The organism is Acaryochloris marina MBIC11017 (assembly GCF_000018105.1).
Lineage (GTDB): Bacteria > Cyanobacteriota > Cyanobacteriia > Thermosynechococcales > Thermosynechococcaceae > Acaryochloris > Acaryochloris marina.
This window is the reverse complement of record NC_009925.1, coordinates 1999410-2017905: the sequence shown is the minus strand read 5'-3', so window position 1 is coordinate 2017905 and position 18496 is coordinate 1999410. Positions and strand designations below refer to the sequence as shown.

The 18496-nt window shown below is 46.7% G+C and carries 16 protein-coding genes; 8 read left to right on the top strand and 8 right to left on the bottom strand.

The genetic code is table 11. The features are described from left to right. Window positions 1-58: 58 nt before the first annotated feature. Window positions 59-1579: a photosystem II chlorophyll-binding protein CP47 gene (gene psbB / locus AM1_RS09070; RefSeq protein ID WP_010474498.1), complete on the bottom strand. Its 1521-nt coding sequence runs from the start codon at window positions 1577-1579 to the stop codon at window positions 59-61. A 537-nt stretch (window positions 1580-2116) separates the two neighbouring features. On the opposite strand from psbB, the gene AM1_RS09065 reads away from it, so the two are divergent. Continuing rightward, entirely contained in the window at window positions 2117-2416 is a 300-nt protein-coding gene (locus AM1_RS09065) for a 2Fe-2S iron-sulfur cluster-binding protein (protein ID WP_012162533.1), read from the top strand. A gap of 159 nt (window positions 2417-2575) precedes the next feature. After that, a complete protein-coding gene (gene psbM / locus AM1_RS38600; RefSeq protein WP_010474494.1) occupies window positions 2576-2680 on the top strand; it encodes a photosystem II reaction center protein PsbM in 105 nt (34 codons plus the stop codon). A 503-nt stretch (window positions 2681-3183) separates the two neighbouring features. Here the strand turns inward: psbM and AM1_RS09060 are convergent. From AM1_RS09060 to AM1_RS09050, 3 genes are all read right to left on the bottom strand, one after another. Continuing rightward, complete coding sequence (locus AM1_RS09060) at window positions 3184-3432, bottom strand: RNA recognition motif domain-containing protein (protein WP_010474492.1); 249 nt, start codon at window positions 3430-3432, stop codon at window positions 3184-3186. A 311-nt stretch (window positions 3433-3743) separates the two neighbouring features. Then, complete coding sequence (glgA, locus tag AM1_RS09055) at window positions 3744-5135, bottom strand: glycogen synthase GlgA (RefSeq protein WP_012162532.1); 1392 nt, start codon at window positions 5133-5135, stop codon at window positions 3744-3746. Between the two features lie 155 nt (window positions 5136-5290). Continuing rightward, window positions 5291-6688 carry a polysaccharide biosynthesis/export family protein gene (locus AM1_RS09050; protein WP_012162531.1) on the bottom strand — a complete coding sequence of 466 codons (1398 nt, stop codon included), beginning with the start codon at window positions 6686-6688 and terminating at the stop codon, window positions 5291-5293. Between the two features lie 327 nt (window positions 6689-7015). Between AM1_RS09050 and asnS the strand changes: the two genes are divergently transcribed. Continuing rightward, the gene (gene asnS, locus AM1_RS09045; RefSeq protein ID WP_012162530.1) at window positions 7016-8407 is read left to right on the top strand and encodes an asparagine--tRNA ligase; all 1392 of its coding nucleotides are present in this window, start codon (window positions 7016-7018) and stop codon (window positions 8405-8407) included. 81 nt (window positions 8408-8488) lie between these two features. Here asnS and AM1_RS09040 read toward each other — a convergent pair whose 3' ends face one another. Continuing rightward, complete coding sequence (locus AM1_RS09040) at window positions 8489-10027, bottom strand: mechanosensitive ion channel (protein ID WP_238549203.1); 1539 nt, start codon at window positions 10025-10027, stop codon at window positions 8489-8491. Between the two features lie 541 nt (window positions 10028-10568). Here AM1_RS09040 and AM1_RS09035 point away from each other — a divergent pair. Further along, window positions 10569-11510 carry an aldo/keto reductase gene (locus AM1_RS09035; protein ID WP_012162528.1) on the top strand — a complete coding sequence of 314 codons (942 nt, stop codon included), beginning with the start codon at window positions 10569-10571 and terminating at the stop codon, window positions 11508-11510. 16 nt (window positions 11511-11526) lie between these two features. On the opposite strand, the gene murQ is transcribed toward AM1_RS09035, so the two are convergent. Together murQ and AM1_RS09025 are read right to left on the bottom strand one after the other, a co-directional pair. After that, window positions 11527-12456 (bottom strand): N-acetylmuramic acid 6-phosphate etherase, encoded by a 930-nt coding sequence (gene murQ / locus AM1_RS09030; protein ID WP_012162527.1) that lies wholly within the window; start codon window positions 12454-12456, stop codon window positions 11527-11529. 75 nt (window positions 12457-12531) lie between these two features. Continuing rightward, a complete protein-coding gene (locus tag AM1_RS09025) occupies window positions 12532-13122 on the bottom strand; it encodes a Uma2 family endonuclease (RefSeq protein WP_012162526.1) in 591 nt (196 codons plus the stop codon). A gap of 333 nt (window positions 13123-13455) precedes the next feature. Between AM1_RS09025 and AM1_RS09020 the strand changes: the two genes are divergently transcribed. Both AM1_RS09020 and AM1_RS09015 read left to right on the top strand, forming a co-directional pair. Next, window positions 13456-14361: a PRC-barrel domain-containing protein gene (locus AM1_RS09020; protein WP_010474481.1), complete on the top strand. Its 906-nt coding sequence runs from the start codon at window positions 13456-13458 to the stop codon at window positions 14359-14361. 26 nt (window positions 14362-14387) lie between these two features. Next, the gene (locus AM1_RS09015) at window positions 14388-15683 is read left to right on the top strand and encodes a glutamate-5-semialdehyde dehydrogenase (protein WP_012162525.1); all 1296 of its coding nucleotides are present in this window, start codon (window positions 14388-14390) and stop codon (window positions 15681-15683) included. A gap of 73 nt (window positions 15684-15756) precedes the next feature. On the opposite strand, the gene AM1_RS09010 is transcribed toward AM1_RS09015, so the two are convergent. Further along, window positions 15757-16446 carry a Bax inhibitor-1/YccA family protein gene (locus AM1_RS09010; RefSeq protein ID WP_041659492.1) on the bottom strand — a complete coding sequence of 230 codons (690 nt, stop codon included), beginning with the start codon at window positions 16444-16446 and terminating at the stop codon, window positions 15757-15759. Window positions 16447-16579: 133 nt separating this feature from the next. Here AM1_RS09010 and AM1_RS09005 point away from each other — a divergent pair, with 133 nt between their 5' ends. Together AM1_RS09005 and AM1_RS09000 are read left to right on the top strand one after the other, a co-directional pair. After that, the gene (locus AM1_RS09005; protein WP_012162523.1) at window positions 16580-17107 is read left to right on the top strand and encodes a GNAT family N-acetyltransferase; all 528 of its coding nucleotides are present in this window, start codon (window positions 16580-16582) and stop codon (window positions 17105-17107) included. Between the two features lie 9 nt (window positions 17108-17116). Beyond that, window positions 17117-18382 (top strand): glycosyltransferase, encoded by a 1266-nt coding sequence (locus tag AM1_RS09000; RefSeq protein ID WP_012162522.1) that lies wholly within the window; start codon window positions 17117-17119, stop codon window positions 18380-18382. The last annotated feature ends 114 nt before the right edge of the window (window positions 18383-18496 follow it).

Sequence of the window (18496 nt, the reverse complement as noted above, 5' to 3'; positions counted from 1 at the left end):
TGAACCTAGTGAGTGCTAATCAGCACTTCCTTAGAATTCAACATCCTTTTAGGACTGACTAAGCACGGGTGGTTGTGTCACCAACTTTCTGGAAGACACCCCATTCCACTTGCTCTTCAGGTAGGTTAGGATCAACACCCTCGAACACATCCTTGAAGATGGTACGAGCGCCATGCCACCAGTGACCGAAGAAGAAGAGTAGTGCATAGCAAGAGTGGCTGAATGCAAACCAACCACGAGTGCTGGTTCGGAAAACACCATCAGAACCAAGCGTTTCACGATCGAACTCAAAAGGTTCACCAAGCTGAGCTTTACGAGCATACTTCTTAACAGAAGGAGCATCGGTGAAGGTTTGACCGTTTAGAGTACCACCTTCAAAGGAGACTGAAACACCTTTCTGCTCAAAGCTGTATCGAGATTCAGCTCGTCGGAAAGGAATGTCAGCGCGGACAACACCATCTTTGTCAGTTAGAACAACTGGGAAAGTTTCGAAGAAGTTGGGCATGCGTCGCACGAACAACTCACGACCTTCAGAATCCGTAAATGTAGGATGACCTTCCCATGCTCTAGCAATACCGTCACCACTGTTCATAGCACCTGTGCGGAATAAACCACCTTTAGCAGGGCTATTACCGATGTAATCGTAGAAAACAAGCTTCTCAGGGATTTGATCCCATGTTTGACCAGACTGCACACGGCGCTGGATTTCAGTTTGGAAGTAACCGCTATCCCACTGATAACGAGTAGGACCAAACAATTCGATTGGAGTAGTTGCACTTCCATACCACATGGTTCCAACCATTACGAATGCAGCCGCAGCTACAAAGGCAACAGAACTGGATAGTACGGTTTCAACGTTACCCATGCTGAGAGCGTTATAAAGGCGCTCAGAAGGACGAGAAACAGTGTGGAAAATGCCGCCAATGATGAGGGCAATCCCTGCAGAGATATGGTGAGTAACCAAACCTGTGGGATTGTAGGGGTCAAAGGCAAATGGTCTCCAATCTGGGCTAACCCCTTGCACATGACCTGTGAGTCCGTAAGGATCCGAAACCCACATGCCTGGGCCTAAGATTCCAGTTAAGTGGAGAGATCCAAAGCCGAAACAAACAATTCCTAATGTCAGTAGGTGAAGACCGAAAATTTTGGGCCAATCACTTGCGGGCTCAGAAGAACCATCGGGATAGTAGATGTCTAAATCCCAGTTAATCCAGTGCCAAACGGCAGCTAAGAAAAACAAACCTGCAGCCAGGATATGCATGAGGATGACACCCTCATAACTAAAGAAGTTTAGGTGTGCGCCTAAAATTCCTGGCTGTGTAACCCAAGGCTCACCAGTAACTGTCCAGCCACTCCAAGAGTGAGTGACACCAATGCGAGTCATCACAGGCATAACGAATGTGCCTTGACGCCACATGGGGTTTAATACTGGATCGCTTGGATCGTACTTGGCCAACTCGTAGAGTGCCATGGAGCCTGCCCAGCCGCTTACCAGGGCAGTGTGCATCAAATGCACAGATAGCAGTCGTCCTGGATCATTCAGGACGACTGTGTGTACTCGGTACCAGGGTAGTCCCATCGACTACGCTCCTCCTCTTAAAACGTCAATACTTTAACTTGCAGCATTTTTTTAATGGGCCGATCCTAATAAGACCTCACAAACAATTGGTTTATGAAGCCCTTCTTGTATCAATTGCAGTAATTCAGTAATTTAAGCCAACTGCTGTCGTCACTGTGATTCATTGAATCATACTTAGTGCTTACATGGCAGACCTAAGTTGACATTGAAGTCACTAGAACTCAACGGTGTAGGCTAATATGCTGATTATTATTAAAACAAGCAAGACACACTCAAACTTTTGGAAACAGTGGTAAATGATTCTGGAGTTTGAATGATTGAGGGCAACCTAATGTACTATACGAAACAATAAAGTGTATAACGAAGTGTAACTAGAGTAGGGACTCAATGCAAGAGAACTTAACGATTTGAAATTCGGGCGTACTGGCAATTGGTCGGCCTGTCTGCTGATGAACTTATTGCTAAACTCTCTGTGCTGAACCCTTTACCTGTAAACATTTACTAAATAAATCTCAGATCCAAGGTATATCGCCAACTATGTCCAGCATTCTGTTTGTTAATGAAAGCCAAGAGATAGATATTTCAGAAGAAGATGATCTACGCTCGGTTGCGCTGGATAACAAGATTGACCTCTACACGTTTAAGGGTAAGTTAATGAACTGCGGAGGCTATGGCCAATGTGGAACATGCCTTATTGAGGTTGTTGAGGGAATGGAGAACCTTTCTCCTCGAACGCCTGTAGAAGATGCCAAGCTTAAGAGAAAACCCGAGACGTATCGCCTCGCTTGTCAAACTTTGGTGCTTGGGTCTGCTTCCATTAAAACCAAGCCTTCATAGCTGTCATCGTCATTCCAATTGTGACCTGTATAAGGGAGCGTAGAGAGGCATGACCATCCGTGTTGTTCAAGTAGGTATTGATAAATCTTTCCAAAGAGGTTTAGCAAAAATGGTATTGTAAAGTTTATAAATGCCCAGATGAGATAGAGATTAATTCCTATGCCAGTTAATGATTTAGGTGCAATTGCTACCGCTTTATTCGTCTTCATACCTTGTGTGTTTCTGATTCTTCTCTATGCTCAAACCGCTAGCCGGGGAAGCTAGTCAAGAATCCTTGCACGATATTTGAAAGGATGATTGAGAGTACCTAGTTATCGTTAACTAGGTACTTTTGTGCGGGTTTCTCGTTCATAACTAAGACGATAGTTCGTTCTCAAAAGTAGTTTGTCTTTGGTCATTTGTTGGCTTGAGTACTCAAAGCCAGCATGTCGAACTGATTAGTAAATACTCTTTAAGTCGCCCTTAGTTTTGAGGGTTAAGTGTCCATTGGTCACTCATCCAAACTTGTGTTCTCAGCTTACTTGGATATAGACAAGGCGTTTGTGAGGTTTGTACCAACAGCCTTTAATAAAATTTCTCTAAAAAGAAACCGCTTCGTTATCCAACAGATGAAGCGGTTTCTTTTTAGAGAAAAATCTCAAATATAGGGCTCATGATATTGAATTTTCGTATCTGCCCTATGAGCCGTTGAGGCTCCCGACACAGATTTAATACTGAAAGGCTATAGGTGAATAGCTAAAGACAACTGAGAATTTTGGAATGATCGTTTATCGTTCGCGAGGCTTAGCTTTATTGACTTTTAGCTGTCGTCCCATCCACTCAGCACCATCTAAATCAGCAATCGCTGTTTCTTCATCATTATCTTCTGTCATTTCCACGAAGGCAAAACCCCGCATCCGGCCTGTTTCACGATCTACTGGGAGAACAACTCGCTTAACAGTGCCATACTCATTAAAAACTTCTCGGACATCGTTTTCAGTGGCTTGGTAAGACAGATTGCCAATATAAATGGTCATGGTAAAACTCAGAGATTAGAATTGAACGGTAAACGAATGCTTGAGGACAGACAACAATACACCTAAGCAGCAGTTATTTCAGTGGACACAGCAAATCGATAACATTCAGCAATGCTTTTTGTTAGTAATAGTATTCGCTAGCCGTTAATAACTAAATTGGCATCTGGTGTTTAAGATGGCAAGCCCTAAGCTCTTCACTCGACATATGTATTTTATTACTCTTGCATTGTCTCATAAGAGCAGACGGTCGACCTGTCTTTGATGCCACATTAGTGAGTAACAACAGCAGCTTATAGAGGTTCAAAATGTTATTAAGAGATGGCTGTAGAGGGCAGTCCTAATATTTTGTGATACATCTTATTGTATTCCTTTGCAGATTTAGCCCAGCTAAAATCCACTTGCATGCCTCGTTTCTGTAGTGATTGCCAGGCATCATGATAATGAAATCCTTCCCAAGCCCGAATCATACAGGTATATAAATCAAGTGGTTCGTATCGATCAAAACAATAGCCTGTCCCTGTTTGCTCATTGGGGTCATGATGGCTAACGGTGTCTACTAATCCACCTGTTCGACGAACGATTGGAACACATCCATACCGCAGGGCGAGCATTTGGCTGATGCCACAGGGTTCATACCGACTGGGCATTAGAAATGCATCAGCTCCAGCATATACTCGCCTGGATAATCCTGGATTGTACAGAAGCTGCGTAGACATCCGACCGTTAAACCTTGAGGCAATTTGCCATAGCTGAGTTTCATAGTAGCGATCGCCGGTGCCCAACAGTACAAATTGTGCATCTGTATACGCCATAAACCGGTCAAGAACCTGAATGACTAGATCTAAGCCTTTTTGTTCGACGAGACGGGCAATCATCCCTACTACGAATGCACCAGAATTAACCTCTAAGCCCAACTCTTCTTGCAATGCAATCTTATTGGCTCGTCGTTTGTCTAAGGAGGTAGCAGAGTAATTTTGGGGAATGTACTTGTCAGTACTGGGGTCAAAAGACTCAACATCGATTCCGTTTAAAATACCCACGAGTTTACCGCTAATGAAGGACATCAATCCTTCTAGGGTTTCGCCATAAGCAGTGGTCTGAATCTGTTGAGCATAGGTTGGAGAGACGGTATTCACTTGATCTGCATATTGGACGGCTGCCGCCAAGGTGTTATGTCCTTGCATATACCATGGGCACCAAGTCATTTGCTCCAATCGCCATCGCCAAGGGCCTTGATACCCTAGGTTGTGAATGGTGAATACGGTCGATATATCCGGAGATTGATGCATCCAAACCGGTATCATCCCTGTATGCCAGTCATGGCAGTGAACAATGTCAGGTTTCCAATAGTTCCAACAAAATTCTGCAGCGCCATTAGCAAAGAAAGTAAAGCGCCAGTCTTCGTTCTCTCCACCGTAGATATGGCGAGGAGAAAAAGTTGAATGTTTGAATAAATAGAGGGGAACGTCTGCTTGAGGTAATACTGTTTCGAAAACGGTGAAATCTTCGAACATAGCCGACCCTGACCAAACCGGTTCTTTAGGAATTGTGATTTTGTCTGGAAGAAAACCGTAGTAAGGCATAAATATGCGCACATCGTGCCCCATACTCCTAAGGACGGCAGGAAGTGCTCCAACTACATCTGCCATGCCACCAACTTTGGCAAATGGAGCAACTTCTGCTGAAACGAAAAGGATGCGCATATTGTCCTATCCTGTGAATCTTGCCAATTATCATATCGGGCAACTGCCCGCTTTGCTGTTCATTGGGGCAAAACGCAACAACAGCACATAAAACTCATGTGCTGTTGTTGGACAGTATGTGATGATGGATGGTCTGTAATCGAGTTGTCAGTCTCTTAGAACAAAATGTTAAAGAGGCCAAAACCGCTGGTAATGGGGGAGAGCACATTGCGCAAACCATCCCCAAACTTCGTCAATCCAGAGCGGCCGACGACGATGACATCATTGTTGCGAAGGGCAGGGTTCGTGTCTTCATTAACAGGTTCGCTAAAATTGACCTTGATATCCCTTTGAGCAACGGTACCATCTGGATTGAGGCGGATTAACTTAACTTTGCTTTTATTCGCTCGTCTATCATCAAATCCCCCAGCTGCTAGCACGGCAGTGTTGAGTGGGGTATTGGGTTGAATCTTGACAACTCCAGGGCTTTTAACTTCTCCGACTACATTAACGTCGATCGTGGCAGGGGCAAAGCTAACCGTCGCTAGTTCTGTCATTTCTGCAGCAGTTAGGCCAACGGCCTTGGGAACTTCAATCGTATCCCCTGCTTGTAAGGCAATATCTTGAGATAAATCGCCTTCTTTCAAAAGCTTCCAGAGATCAACACCAATAGTTTGTGGGTCTCCGTTGTGGGGACGTCGAATGACTCGAACTTCACGAATATTGGCCTCTGGTTTGATACCACCAGCTGTTTGAATGGCTTGGGTGACGGTGGGTAATTCCGTGGATGCTGCCCTGGAATTTCCAAGGGTTCCTGCATCTCTAACGTCAGCACTACCTGGTCGTATGGTATGAGGACCGGGACGATACACCTCACCCACTATGGCTATATTGATCGGCTCAGACCGATCTGCGGAAAAGCTGGCATTACTGACCAGTAAGGAGTTCCGTCTATCTATTTCTGTAGTGGCATTGATGACAACGGTATCTTTATCACGTAACTCTAGATTCTGGCTTAAGTCACCTTCCTGGAGTAGCCTGAGTAAATCTACTGGGATGTTCTGTACGGATCCATTCAATTGAGGGCGTCTAACAATGACGTTACTTAAATCGGCAGATTGTGATGCACCACCTGCTAACTGAATCAGCTGGGTCACAGTAGGGATTTGATTAGGCGATTCCACTGGGTAAGTCCCAGGCCGTCTAACTTCACCTGTTACGGCTAGGGTGACTGTTCTTGCTCTCACCAAAACCATGGTGACGTAAGGGCGTCGATACAAGCGTGTGTAGCGCAAAGATATTTCTCGTTCAGCCTGGCCAATCGAGCGACCGACGACCGGAACCCGACCGATTAAGGGTAGGCTGACCGTCCCATCTACTAACACCCGGTAGTTAGTGGTAAACAGTTCAGGCTGCCCAAACATTGTGAGCTGGATTTCATCTCCAGGTCCTAATACATAAGCTTGCTGATTAGCTAGGGCATTACGGTTAGGGGTTACAGCATTTTGAGCAACGGTTAAAACTTCAGAAGTTTGGTTGGCTTCTGAGGTTGATACTTGAGCTACGGCAGACATGGGGGTTATCGAGGCTGCAATAGCAATCAGAGCTGCAGAGTGAAGAGGCCTAATCATAGTTAGTTAAAACCCTAGTTAATTTATATACCTAGAAGAAAACAATTATTATAAACGATTGTTTATCTGGAGACGTTGTGCAGGTCGGTATGTTTCTAGTAGTCACTAATGTGACATAGAGACAGTTGTTCTGGCAATTTTATTGATTTGTCAAGTTGACAATAATCCCTAGAAATATAGATTGATTGAAGTTTGTGCCAGTATACCGACCACAGTATTCGCAGATTAGACTGATGACAGTGTTGGTAATAAAAAAAGTGGCATTTCTGCATGGAAATTAGACGGATTATTGAGTTACTTCGTCATGGGACACCGGGCGAAAGCATTAAAGTGCAAGGTTGGGTTCGTACAAAACGAGAGCTAAAAGAGTTTGCATTCCTAGATGTGAACGATGGGTCATCGCTACAGGGACTGCAAGTGGTTGTCAACCAAAACCTGCCAGAGTATGAGCAAACCCTCAAATTATTAAATACTGGATCCTCTGTATCTATTGAGGGCGAGTTGGTGGCATCTCAAGGAAAAAATCAGCGTGTTGAGCTAGTCGCCAAGGCGGTGCAAGTGTGGGGAACAGCGGATTTAGAGACCTATCCACTCCAGAAAAAGCGACATTCTTTTGAGTTTTTACGGACGATTGCCCATTTGAGATCGCGCACCAATACCTTGGGTTCAGTTTTCAGAATCCGTAATGCCTGTTCCCAGGCCATTCATCAATTTTTCCAAGACCGGGACTTTATGTGGATTCACACACCTATCATCACGGCTAGTGACTGTGAGGGGGCAGGAGAGCAATTAGCGGTCACCAGCTTAAATCTTCAGGATGTTCCCCTATCGGAAGATCAAACGGTTGACTACAGTCAAGACTTTTTTGGCAAACCGACCTATTTGACGGTGAGCGGACAGTTAGAAGGAGAGATTATGGCCTCTGCCTTCTGTAATGTTTATACTTTTGGTCCGACCTTTAGAGCAGAAAATTCCAATACTTCAAGGCACCTAGCAGAATTTTGGATGGTGGAACCAGAGGTTGCATTCTGTGATTTACAGGGGGATATGGATCTGGCAGAAGCCTTTCTCAAACATGTTTTTAAATCGGTATTAGAGCAGTGTCCTGAAGATTTTGAATTTTTCAATCTGCGAATTGATAAATCTGTTTTAGAGACGGCTGACACAATTATCAACAGTGAGTTTGAGCGGATTACCTATACCGAGGCCGTGAATCAGCTAGAGAAAGCCAGCCGCAAGTTTGAGTTCCCTGTGGAATGGGGGTTGGATTTACAGTCTGAGCATGAGCGCTATTTATCCGAAGAACTGTTCAAAAAGCCAGTTATTGTTACGGATTACCCCAAACAGATCAAAGCGTTCTATATGCGGATGAATGATGACGATAAAACAGTCGCCGCCATGGATGTTCTGGTCCCTAAAATTGGCGAGATTATCGGTGGCTCTCAACGAGAGGAGCGTTTGGATCTATTGGAGCAACGAATTGTCGCTCAAGGGCTGCCCTTAGAAGATTATTGGTGGTATCTCGATCTTCGCCGTTATGGCACGGTTCCCCATGCGGGCTTTGGGCTGGGTTTTGAACGATTGGTTCAGTTTATGACGGGGATGGCGAACATTCGAGATGTGATTCCGTTCCCTCGTACCCCCTTGAATGCTGAGTTTTAGCATAGATATTGACATCTACAAAAGCCCCGCTGATTAACTCAGCGGGGCTTTTGTAGATGTTGGGATGACTAAATTTACGGTTTAGCGCCGTGATTCGAAATTATTCAGCCATTTACGCACTTGTTCCCCAGCGATGTCCATACCGCCAAAGCCAAATGCCAGTGCTAAGGCAACTGCAATGGCACCCAATAGGAGACCGAAGGCTAGGTTGACAATATTCGTGGCAATGCCCATTTGTTGTAGAGCCATTGCGGACACTAAAGCGATAATGGCGACTCGGGCCGCTTGAGCGACCATGCGAGCTTGGGCTCCGCCAGAGCTGGAGACAATATTGAAGGTCATATTGGCCAGGTAGAGACCAATTCCAAACACCAATACCCCGACTAGAACTTGGGCCAAAATCCTGAGGAGTTCAGTAATAACGCCAGTTAGGGGTTGGAATTGAAGAACATCCGTGGCAGGGATTAAGAAGACTAAGATGGTGCCGACCAAAACGACGATTCCAGCGATCTCAGAGGGAGTTTTACCAGAAGACGTGTTGATGGGGCCATCTTCAGAAATGCTATCTGTGGGTTCTTGGGCTGCTTGGAGTCCCAAAATTTGAAAGATATTGTTGAATCCAAAATTGGCGAGCAAACCAGAAACCAAGTCGCCCACAATTTTTCCAAGGATGTAAGCCACACCCAAAATGACGGCAGCTGTGAAGATGCGAGGGATTGTTCTCAGGACATCCCGCAACATTTCAACGGCAGGTTCAGAAATAGCCGCAATCCCTAAAGCTTGAAAGGCAGAAATTGCGAATGGGATGAGGATAAAGACGTATACAACGCTGCCTGCCAAAGTAGAGAGGCTCTGACCACCAATGGCTTGCGTTAAACCGAGTTGTTGCCCCCATCGATCGGCCCCGCTCGCTGTTAGCAAATTGGTAACGATCATGCGAACAATACGGGCTACAAACCAGCCAGCTACGCCAATCAGAACAGCACCCAAGACATTAGGTAAAACTTCCAAAATGTCTTGAACCATTGCCTGTACAGGCTGTAATGGCCCTTGCAATTTTAGGGTTTCTAAAATGGGGAGGAGGAACAGCAGGAAGATAAACCAGTAAATGGTGTTGCCTAGGGTTTCGCTGATGGAGATAGGCTGCTGTCCACTGGCATCTTCCGGACCAGATGCTGCACTTAATCGCTCATCAATTGATAAGGATTGTAGGACCCTGATCACAACCATCTTGACCAGTGTGGCGATAATCCATGCCACTCCCATCAAAGCGATGGCTCCTCCAATTTGGGGGAGATACCCCAAGACTTTACTGAGGAGGTTATTAAGAGGGGCAGAGATATTTTCGAGTTTTAAGGAATCTAGAGCGCCGACCACTGCAATGAGGACGACGATCCAAAAAACGATCGATCCAATCAGTTTCTCAACGTTGGCCGCCACACGTGAGTCACCAGAACCCGATAACCAGCGGGCGATACGGTTATCGATATCTGTTTTGGACAGAAGGGCTTGCACAAACCACTTAACGAAATAGGCGACGATGACACCAATAATCAGAAAAGCGGCTGCCCCAATGATTGCAGGCAGTGATTGACTCACCCCATTTGTGATTGTGTCCAAGGGGTTAGAAGCAGCTTGACCTAATATGAGGCTGCTCGTGTTAACTGATGTCACCAACGGGTTGGTGAATATATTTAAGAAGGCATCCATTGATTTCTAGCTCTAAGTTCAATATCTGCAATAGGGAACCATTTGGAACCTGGTTCAAGAAAAATTTCGTTATGCCATTTATATGTACAAAGCAAACATATTTTGTTTGCTAATGCTGACTATTTATAACAGACTATTTCAGCCTTACCATAGTCCTTCATTGCCCGAAGCGATAAAGTCTTAATAAAGCCTTTGGATCTTAGTTGGTATTGTCTTCTCGCTTATGGTCTATAGTCTTTGCTATATATGATTTTCATTGCTTTATAGCTATTTTCCTCGCGCATGAAGAAAATAATCTAAAATAGTTGCCTTCATCTGAGTATTAGTAATAAAAAGTTAAATCTAGGCCCTACTTACGGCTGGAGATTCCTGTTGATGAAGCCGGTAAAGTACTCCTATCTAAAGTGGTTTTTATTAAACTAGAAGTAGAAATATTAAGAAGTGTTTATCAATGACAACGAAACAACTTGGCCCTAGTGGGCCTCTGGTGTCAGCTGTGGGCATTGGCACATGGTCATGGGGCGATCGGATCTTTTGGGGCTATGGCGATCAGTATGGTGAGGCTGAAGTTGCTGATGCGTTTCAATCTGCGGTTCAGGCTGGAATTACCTTGTTTGATACAGCTGAAATTTATGGATGGGGTGAGTCTGAGCGACTGTTAGGTCAGTTCTGTCGGGACTGTCAGCGTCCAGTTTGTTTGGCGACTAAATATGGTCCGGTTCCTTGGCGTTTGGGTGAAGACGCAGTTCTTCAGGCGGTTCAAGACAGTCTGAAACGATTGCAGGTAGATGTGATTGATTTATACCAGGTTCATTGGCCTTTCAATTTCTTTATGAGTTATGAGACTCTATTTCGAGCCCTGGCGAAGGCGGTTAATCAAGGGCTGATTAAAACCGTTGGTGTAAGCAACTACAGTGCTAAGCAAATGCATACAGCTCATGCTTTATTGGCCGAGCAAGGGGTGTCTCTCGCCGTGAACCAGGTGCGATATTCTCTGATTACTCGCCAAGTGGAGAGTCAAGGATTGATAGCTAAGGCCAGAGAATTAGGGGTCACCATCTTGGCCTATAGCCCCCTAGCCCAGGGGTTACTAACGGGTAAATATACGCCTGAACAGCTCCCGACAGGTGCTCGCAAAGCCGATCAGCGCTTTAAACCTGAGGGATTACGAAAAGTGGCTCCAGTTACTAACTTGCTGCGTCAATTTGCGGAAGCCCATGACAAAACGATGGCGCAAGTAGCGCTGAATTGGTTGATTGCTCAAGAAGGTGTTATTCCCATTCCAGGGGCGAAAACGGCACAGCAAGCCATAGAAAATGCGGGGACTTTGGGATGGTCCTTAACGCCTGAAGAGGTGACTGCTTTAGAAGAAGCTAGTCGTCCCTGGTTGTGAAGCCGATTCATAACATTTAAGGTGCAGATTGGCTTTGAACCGCTTGCCGTAGATTGCCTTGATGTTGGTCTAGCAGAGCTTGGCCCTGATCGGTAGAGAGGCCTGTCCAATGGACAAGTAGGGCTAGTTTCACTTTGCGATCGCATCTCCCTAACAACTCAGCTGCCTGGTCTCGGGATAGCTCCGTCAGATCAGCAATAATTCGCAGGGCTCGATCTTCTAACTTGCTGTTTGTGACCGAGACATCCACCATCCGATTGCCATACACCTTACCAATTTGGACCATCGCCCCCGTGGAGATAATATTTAGGGCTAACTTGGTGACACTCCCGGCTTTAAGGCGGGTGGAGCCCGCTAAAATTTCGGGTCCTACGAGTAGCCGCACATCGATATCGACATTGATGGAAAACTGTTCGGCAGGAACGCAGGCCATAAAAACAGTGGTTGCTCCTCGCTCATTGGCGGCTTGCAAGGCACCATGGACAAAGGGAGTCGTTCCACCTGCCGTAATGCCCACCACCACATCAGTTGGGGAAACGTTTCGATTTGCAATGGCAGCCGCACCATCATCGGCCCGATCTTCTAACGCTTCTGAACTTCTGACTAAGGCAGCTTCTCCCCCTGCCAAGATGCCCTGGACCATTTCAGGTGGTGTACAAAAAGTAGGGGGACATTCGGCTGCATCTAAGACCCCTAAACGACCACTGGTTCCAGCCCCGACATAAAATAACCGTCCACCTTGTCTCAAGGCTTGAGCCGTTTTCTCGACTGCTGCTGCCAAGGGTTCCCGAGCAGCGGCAATGGCGCTGATCAGTTGCTGATCTTCCTGATTGAATAGATCGACTAGCTCTAATGCCGTCAACTGATCGAGATTTTGGCTGTTGGGATTAATCTGTTCGGTGAGAAGATGTCCACGTTGGCTTAAAGGCTGAGGAGTAGAAGTCAAGGGAATTACCTGAGATCGTCATACTTAAGCGGTCCTCTCGACTCTACCCCTAGAAGGCATATCCTGAAAGATGCGTTAGAAAATCGTGGATAAATCTAAGATGAAACCTGGTAGAACGGTCTCCCCAGAGAGTTTGGTGGGGGTTTGAAGTCGTTCAACATCCTGATTAGGACGATAGATTTCGACCGTCTGTTGTTTGGGATCAATCAGCCAGCCTAACCGCACCCCATTATCCATATACTCTTGCAGCTTGGCCTGTAGAGGGGCCAATGCATCTCCCGCTGACCGTAATTCCACCACAAAATCGGGACAGAGGGGGATAAATCGTTCTTGTTCTGAAGGATTTAAGGTCTCCCAGCGCTCGCTAGTGATCCAAGAGGCATCAGGAGAACGGGTGGCTCCATTGGGGAGCTGGAATCCTGTACTGGAATCGAAGGCTTCTCCCAAACCGGTTTGACTATTCCAAACTTCTAATTGGGTCGTGATTTTGATATTACGCCGACCTGTATTTCCACCGGTAGGGGGCATAATAATCACTTCTCCTAGGGTGGTGCGCTCAAATTTTAAATCGCTGTTGTCCTGGCAGAGTTGAAAAAACTGCTCATCACTCAGGTTGATGCGGAGGGTTAAGGCGGATGCGATGGGGGGTGAAGCTATGCTGACCATAATCTTGATGTATGAGAGGTCTGAGCTAACGCTAGGGATCTGACTTAAATATAGCTGGAGCGATAAAGCGGTCACATGAAGTTTGCTGGTTAGTTTTACCCCATCGAAGTATGAACCCATCAGAAATTCTGGGAGATATAAGCCTTGAACGGCAACGGTCTTGGGGTGATATCAACACCTTATAAAAGAGGTGCCCACTTCCTCAAGGCACTAAAATAGAGTGGTTAAGGTGTAAAAATGTACCGTGTGCGATAGTTTTTGTGACATTGTAAAGGTACGATTAACAAAATTTACCCCACCCGAAAACTCAAGAATTCGGCTCAGGATTCACGCATGGCAATATCTGAACAAGTTCAACAACGCGCTGACTTTATAGGTACTCAAGTTATTACCCGCAGTACGGGTAAAAAGCTGGGGGTGATTACTCAGCTTTGGGTAGATGTCGATCAGCGAGAAGTCGCCGTCGTGGGTTTGCGGAATACCCTAGTTACTGGCGATGAGCGCTACATGTATCTCAGTAATATTCGGCAGATTGGAGATGTGATTCTGGTCGATGATGAGACCGCGATTGAAGAAATAGATACCTTCGATTTCAGCACTTTAATTAATAACGAAGTCATTACCGAAGCTGGAGAACTTTTAGGCAAAGTCCGAGGGTTTAAGTTTGACACCAGCACAGGAGAAGTCGCCTCTTTAGTCATCGCATCGATTGGAGTACCCTTGATTCCGTCCCAGGTGTTGAGCACCTACGAGCTGCCTGTGGAAGAGATTGTCAGTACAGGGCCTGATCGCTTGATCGTTTTTGAAGGGGCGGAAGAACGCCTGAATCAGCTGACGGTCGGTATTCTGGAGCGGATGGGTTTAGGGATTCCGCCTTGGGAATTAAGCGATGAAGAAGACTATATCCCTAAGACGGCGTCTACCACGAACCAGCTTGGCCCTGGAGAACCGACCACTGCTTACGCACCTGCCCGTCAGGCTGCGCCTGCTCAACAAGCCTGGGAAACAGAAGCCTGGGAAGCGGAACCAGTCCCCGTAGAGCGTCAAGAAGCCCCTCAGCAACAATATGCATATCAAGAGGAGGATAACTGGAGTGATAGTGGGTCTTCTACCCCTCCCAGTGCTCCAGATCCGAAATATGAGCGGGAAGGAGATGTCTGGGATGATGATTATGAGCCTCAAGAGCTGAAAATCCCTGAACCGCAAAAAATTGCCGAGTACGAACGCGAAGATTTTTAAAACCCTGTTGTTAAGCCACTAGAACTGTGACTGTCCTAACGAATTCTTTGACTGAGGTCGCCCAGCAAACGCGACAGGCGGCAATCCAACTGGCAGGGGCTTCTACAGAAACAAAAAACCAAGCCTTAGAAGCCGTCGCCCAAGCCCTAGAAGCGGCAACGCCAGAGATTTTAGAAGCGAATGTGCAGGATTGTCAGCAGGCAAAAGCAGCAGGCATTGCTAATGCCCTCTATGCTCGGTTAAAGCTGGATGCCACCAAGCTCAAAGGTGCGATCGCAGGGGTACGCAGTGTTGCCACTCTGGAGGATCCAGTTGGGACAGTGCAGCTGAAGCGAGAGCTAGATACAGATCTTGTTCTGAGTCGGGTTAGCTGTCCGTTGGGGGTACTCGGAGTCATTTTTGAAGCCCGACCCGATGCAGTGATGCAAATTGCAGCGTTGGCCATGAAGTCTGGTAATGGCGTTTTGCTCAAAGGGGGGCAAGAAGCTCTTCATTCCTGTCAGGCATTAGTCAAGGCCATTCATCAAGGTCTCTCCAACACAGCGGTATCACCCAACGTAGTGGCGTTACTCACTAGCCGAGAAGAAACCCTAGAATTGCTGAACCTCGATCAGGATGTGAACCTGATTATTCCCCGTGGTTCCAATGACTTTGTTCGGTTTGTGCAAGAAAATACTCGTATTCCGGTGTTGGGCCATGCGGAAGGCATCTGCCATCTGTATGTAGATCAGGCAGCCAAGCTGGACCAAGCGGTAGAGATTGCAGTGGATTCCAAGATACAATATCCGGCGGCCTGTAATGCGGTGGAAACGATTTTGGTGCATGATGCGATCGCACCTCAATACCTACCCAAACTAACGGCGGCGTTACAGGATAACCACGTCAAAGTTCTAGGGGATGCCAAAACTCAGGCCATTGTGGATGTTGGCCCCGCAACGGAGACGGACTGGGCGACAGAATATGGGGATTTAATTGTTTCTATTAAAGTGGTGGCGTCTCTATCCGATGCCATTGCTCATATTAATCAATACGGATCGGGACACACGGATGCCATTGCCACTGAAGACGATCAAGCAGCAGCTGTGTTTATGAACCAGGTGGATGCAGCCGGGGTATTCCACAACTGTTCTACTCGATTTGCCGACGGCTTCCGCTATGGCTTTGGCGCGGAAGTGGGTATTAGCACCCAGCGGATGCCCCCCAGAGGCCCCGTCGGTTTAGAAGGATTAGTTACCTATAAGTATCAGCTCAAAGGCCAAGGCCAGATTGTTGCTACCTATGCGGGGTCAGATGCTCGCCCGTTTACCCACAAAGATCTTTAATACCTCTGACATATCAGCATCATCCGTACGTTCAACCTTGTACCGATGATGCTGATATGTCAGAGGAGTGGGGTTATTGGCGAGATGACATGGACATCACGATGCGAAGGATGTACCAGAATAGCAAAGCCACAGACGCGAACAATTCTAGGGATGCCGCAACATAATGTCTGGTGGAATAGTGCTTCATCACCTTAGAGGTGTCGTATAAAATCGCTGCTGAGGCAAACACGACCATCACAACGGAGAAGAATAATCCAAGGGAAAAGCCGAAGATGTAACTGCAAACGATCAGTCCCAGAGCGACAAAGCTACCAATTTTAAGGATGCCACCGAGAAAGGTGAAATCTGTTCGGGTAGTGAAAGCGATCGCAGTCAGTCCCCCAAACATAGTCAGGGTTAAGATACCTGCTGTGGGAATGACATTAGCGTCTGAAAAAGCCGCAGCCATGTAAAGCATGGGGGCAAAAATCAAGGCTTGGGCAACTACATAAACCCCTAGCCCTGCGTACTGAGTACCCACTTGATCCGCTTTGGCAACCAGTCCCCGAGACATCCAGCCGAGGAGTGAGAATGCACCTAAAATTAACAGCCAGCTAAAACGACCTCCGGCTACAAATTGGAACATTGCTTCAGCAATCCCCAATTGGAACAGTAGAAATTCGACGACAATAAACGCACCAATGGCCCCTGCAAGATGCAGATAGGTTTTCTGAATAAAAATGGCGCGTTCAGATGGCCTTGACTGGGCAACGCTTAACATAATTTGTATCCTCGACAAAGGCAGTATCAAAAAACCTGCTATAGGTCTAGCTTAGTCTACGAACAAATCAACTGTCTCCACGCCCATATGGGTCCCTAACCGAACACCTCGCTACCCAAAGGTTTCAGGTGCTATGCATGACTTTAGTGCGGCAAAAGATGAATTAGCAGATCTTTTACACAAGGTTCGTATTACGAGAATCCCGGCGACGGAAAAAATCACATTGGCCCATTTAATGCAGCTGTATCGCTACGACCTCAGTGAATTTAATGACGATGCCCTGGATGCCTCCGGTCAGTTTGCGAAGTATCCCTATTTTGATGACTACTGGACCGATCCAAATCGCCACCCGTTCTGGATTAATCTGGATCAACAGTTAGTTGGTTTTGCGTTAGTTCGAGAATTGAACGTGGATCAATATGCAATTGCCGAATTTTTTGTGCTTCGGAAGTACCGTTGGTTAGGGATTGGAAAGCGGGCCGCTTTTCATCTATTTCGGACATTCTCGGCGGAATGGCATGTTGCTCAACAGGCTGGCAATATACCCGGCCAGATATTCTGGAGAAAAGTGATTGCCGACTATACGAACGGACATTATCAAGAAGGGTTCAGTGAGCATCAACCCACAGGCCCCAAACAAAGTTTTCGGGTTAATGGATAGAGCTAGGTTGTGAGTCGGATTGTATTGACGACGATTGGTTCTTTGGGGGATTTGCATCCTAAGATTGCGATCGCAATTGAGCTACGCCATCGGGGGCATGAGGTTGTATTTGCCACCCATCAAGAATATCAAGACCGCATCGAAACCTTAGGATTTGAGTTTCACCGAATGCGCCCTGACAATACCGCCCTTCATGATCCGCAAGAAATGGCACGGATGATGGATTTGAAGACGGGAACAGAGTACGTCGTTCGAAATTGGGTATGCGCCAGTTTAAGAGAGACTTATGCTGACTTAATGAACGCTGCCCAAAATGCTGATCTGATTATCAACGGTGAAGGCGTATTGGCAGCTCGATTAGTAGCAGAGAAATTAGGAATTCCCTGGGTGCTCACGGTTCTGCAACCCCTTGCGTTTCTCTCTGCTAAAGATGCATCTGTTGCACCGGGCTTACCGTCTATTTTTCAACTACCGGGCTTGAATGTTGTCGCTCAAAGCGCCATTCGACAACTGGCAAAAGTCATGACCCAGTCTTGGGTGAAACCAATTCATCAGCTTCGACAAGAGCTTGGACTGCCTGCCCTTAAGGGCAATCCATTAGTGGATGACAAATACTCACCCCATCTGGTGTTGGCAATGTTCTCCTCGGTGCTGGCTAAGCCACAATTGGATTGGCCAGACAAGGCGATGCTGACTGGGTTTGCTTTTTATGATGGTAGTGCTGGAGGCCAAAAACTTTCACCCGAACTGGTTCGATTTCTAAATGCAGGGGAACCACCGATCGTATTTACCTTAGGTTCTGCTGCAGTGATGGATCCAGGACGGTTTTATCTAGAAAGTATCCAGGCGACACAAGCCTTGAACCGTCGAGCCGTGTTATTGATAGGCCAGAACGTTCCACCCGACCATCTGCCAGACAGCATCATTGCCATGCGCTATGCGCCTTACTCACAAATCTTTCCCAGTGCTTGTGCAGTGGTTCATCAAGGGGGAGTGGGGACCACTGCCCAGGCACTCCGTGCCGGTTGCCCAACGCTGATTGTGCCTTACAGTCACGACCAACCGGACAATGCATCCAGAGTTCAACGCTTGGGTACGTCCAAAACGATTCCCAGAAAGCAGTATCAGGCTAAACGAGTCATTAAAGAGCTAGGTGAGCTACTCGAAAACCCCAAATATGCAGCCCAAGCGTCACAAGTGGGGGCCAGGATCCGATCAGAGAATGGAGTCAAGATAGCGTGTGATGCCATTGAGCAACAATTACACCATGCTTGAATCTGGCTCCGCTGTTAGCTAAAGAGCGTGAGAATGGATGAGTATCTAGGTTTAAGCGCCTTCTACCTCAAATCAACCCTTCAAATACTCGTCCGCCATGCTCTTGATTGACAG

Coding starts and splice junctions, on each gene's coding strand:
- AM1_RS09065 (WP_012162533.1), top strand. CDS start 2,117: ATGTCCAGCATTCTGTTTGTTAATGAAAGCCAAGAGATAGATATTTCA.
- psbM (WP_010474494.1), top strand. CDS start 2,576: ATGCCAGTTAATGATTTAGGTGCAATTGCTACCGCTTTATTCGTCTTC.
- AM1_RS09010 (WP_041659492.1), bottom strand. CDS start 16,446: ATGTTAAGCGTTGCCCAGTCAAGGCCATCTGAACGCGCCATTTTTATT.
- glgA (WP_012162532.1), bottom strand. CDS start 5,135: ATGCGCATCCTTTTCGTTTCAGCAGAAGTTGCTCCATTTGCCAAAGTT.
- asnS (WP_012162530.1), top strand. CDS start 7,016: ATGGAAATTAGACGGATTATTGAGTTACTTCGTCATGGGACACCGGGC.
- psbB (WP_010474498.1), bottom strand. CDS start 1,579: ATGGGACTACCCTGGTACCGAGTACACACAGTCGTCCTGAATGATCCA.
- AM1_RS09025 (WP_012162526.1), bottom strand. CDS start 13,122: ATGGTCAGCATAGCTTCACCCCCCATCGCATCCGCCTTAACCCTCCGC.
- AM1_RS09060 (WP_010474492.1), bottom strand. CDS start 3,432: ATGACCATTTATATTGGCAATCTGTCTTACCAAGCCACTGAAAACGAT.
- AM1_RS09035 (WP_012162528.1), top strand. CDS start 10,569: ATGACAACGAAACAACTTGGCCCTAGTGGGCCTCTGGTGTCAGCTGTG.
- AM1_RS09050 (WP_012162531.1), bottom strand. CDS start 6,688: ATGTCTGCCGTAGCTCAAGTATCAACCTCAGAAGCCAACCAAACTTCT.
- AM1_RS09020 (WP_010474481.1), top strand. CDS start 13,456: ATGGCAATATCTGAACAAGTTCAACAACGCGCTGACTTTATAGGTACT.
- AM1_RS09005 (WP_012162523.1), top strand. CDS start 16,580: ATGCATGACTTTAGTGCGGCAAAAGATGAATTAGCAGATCTTTTACAC.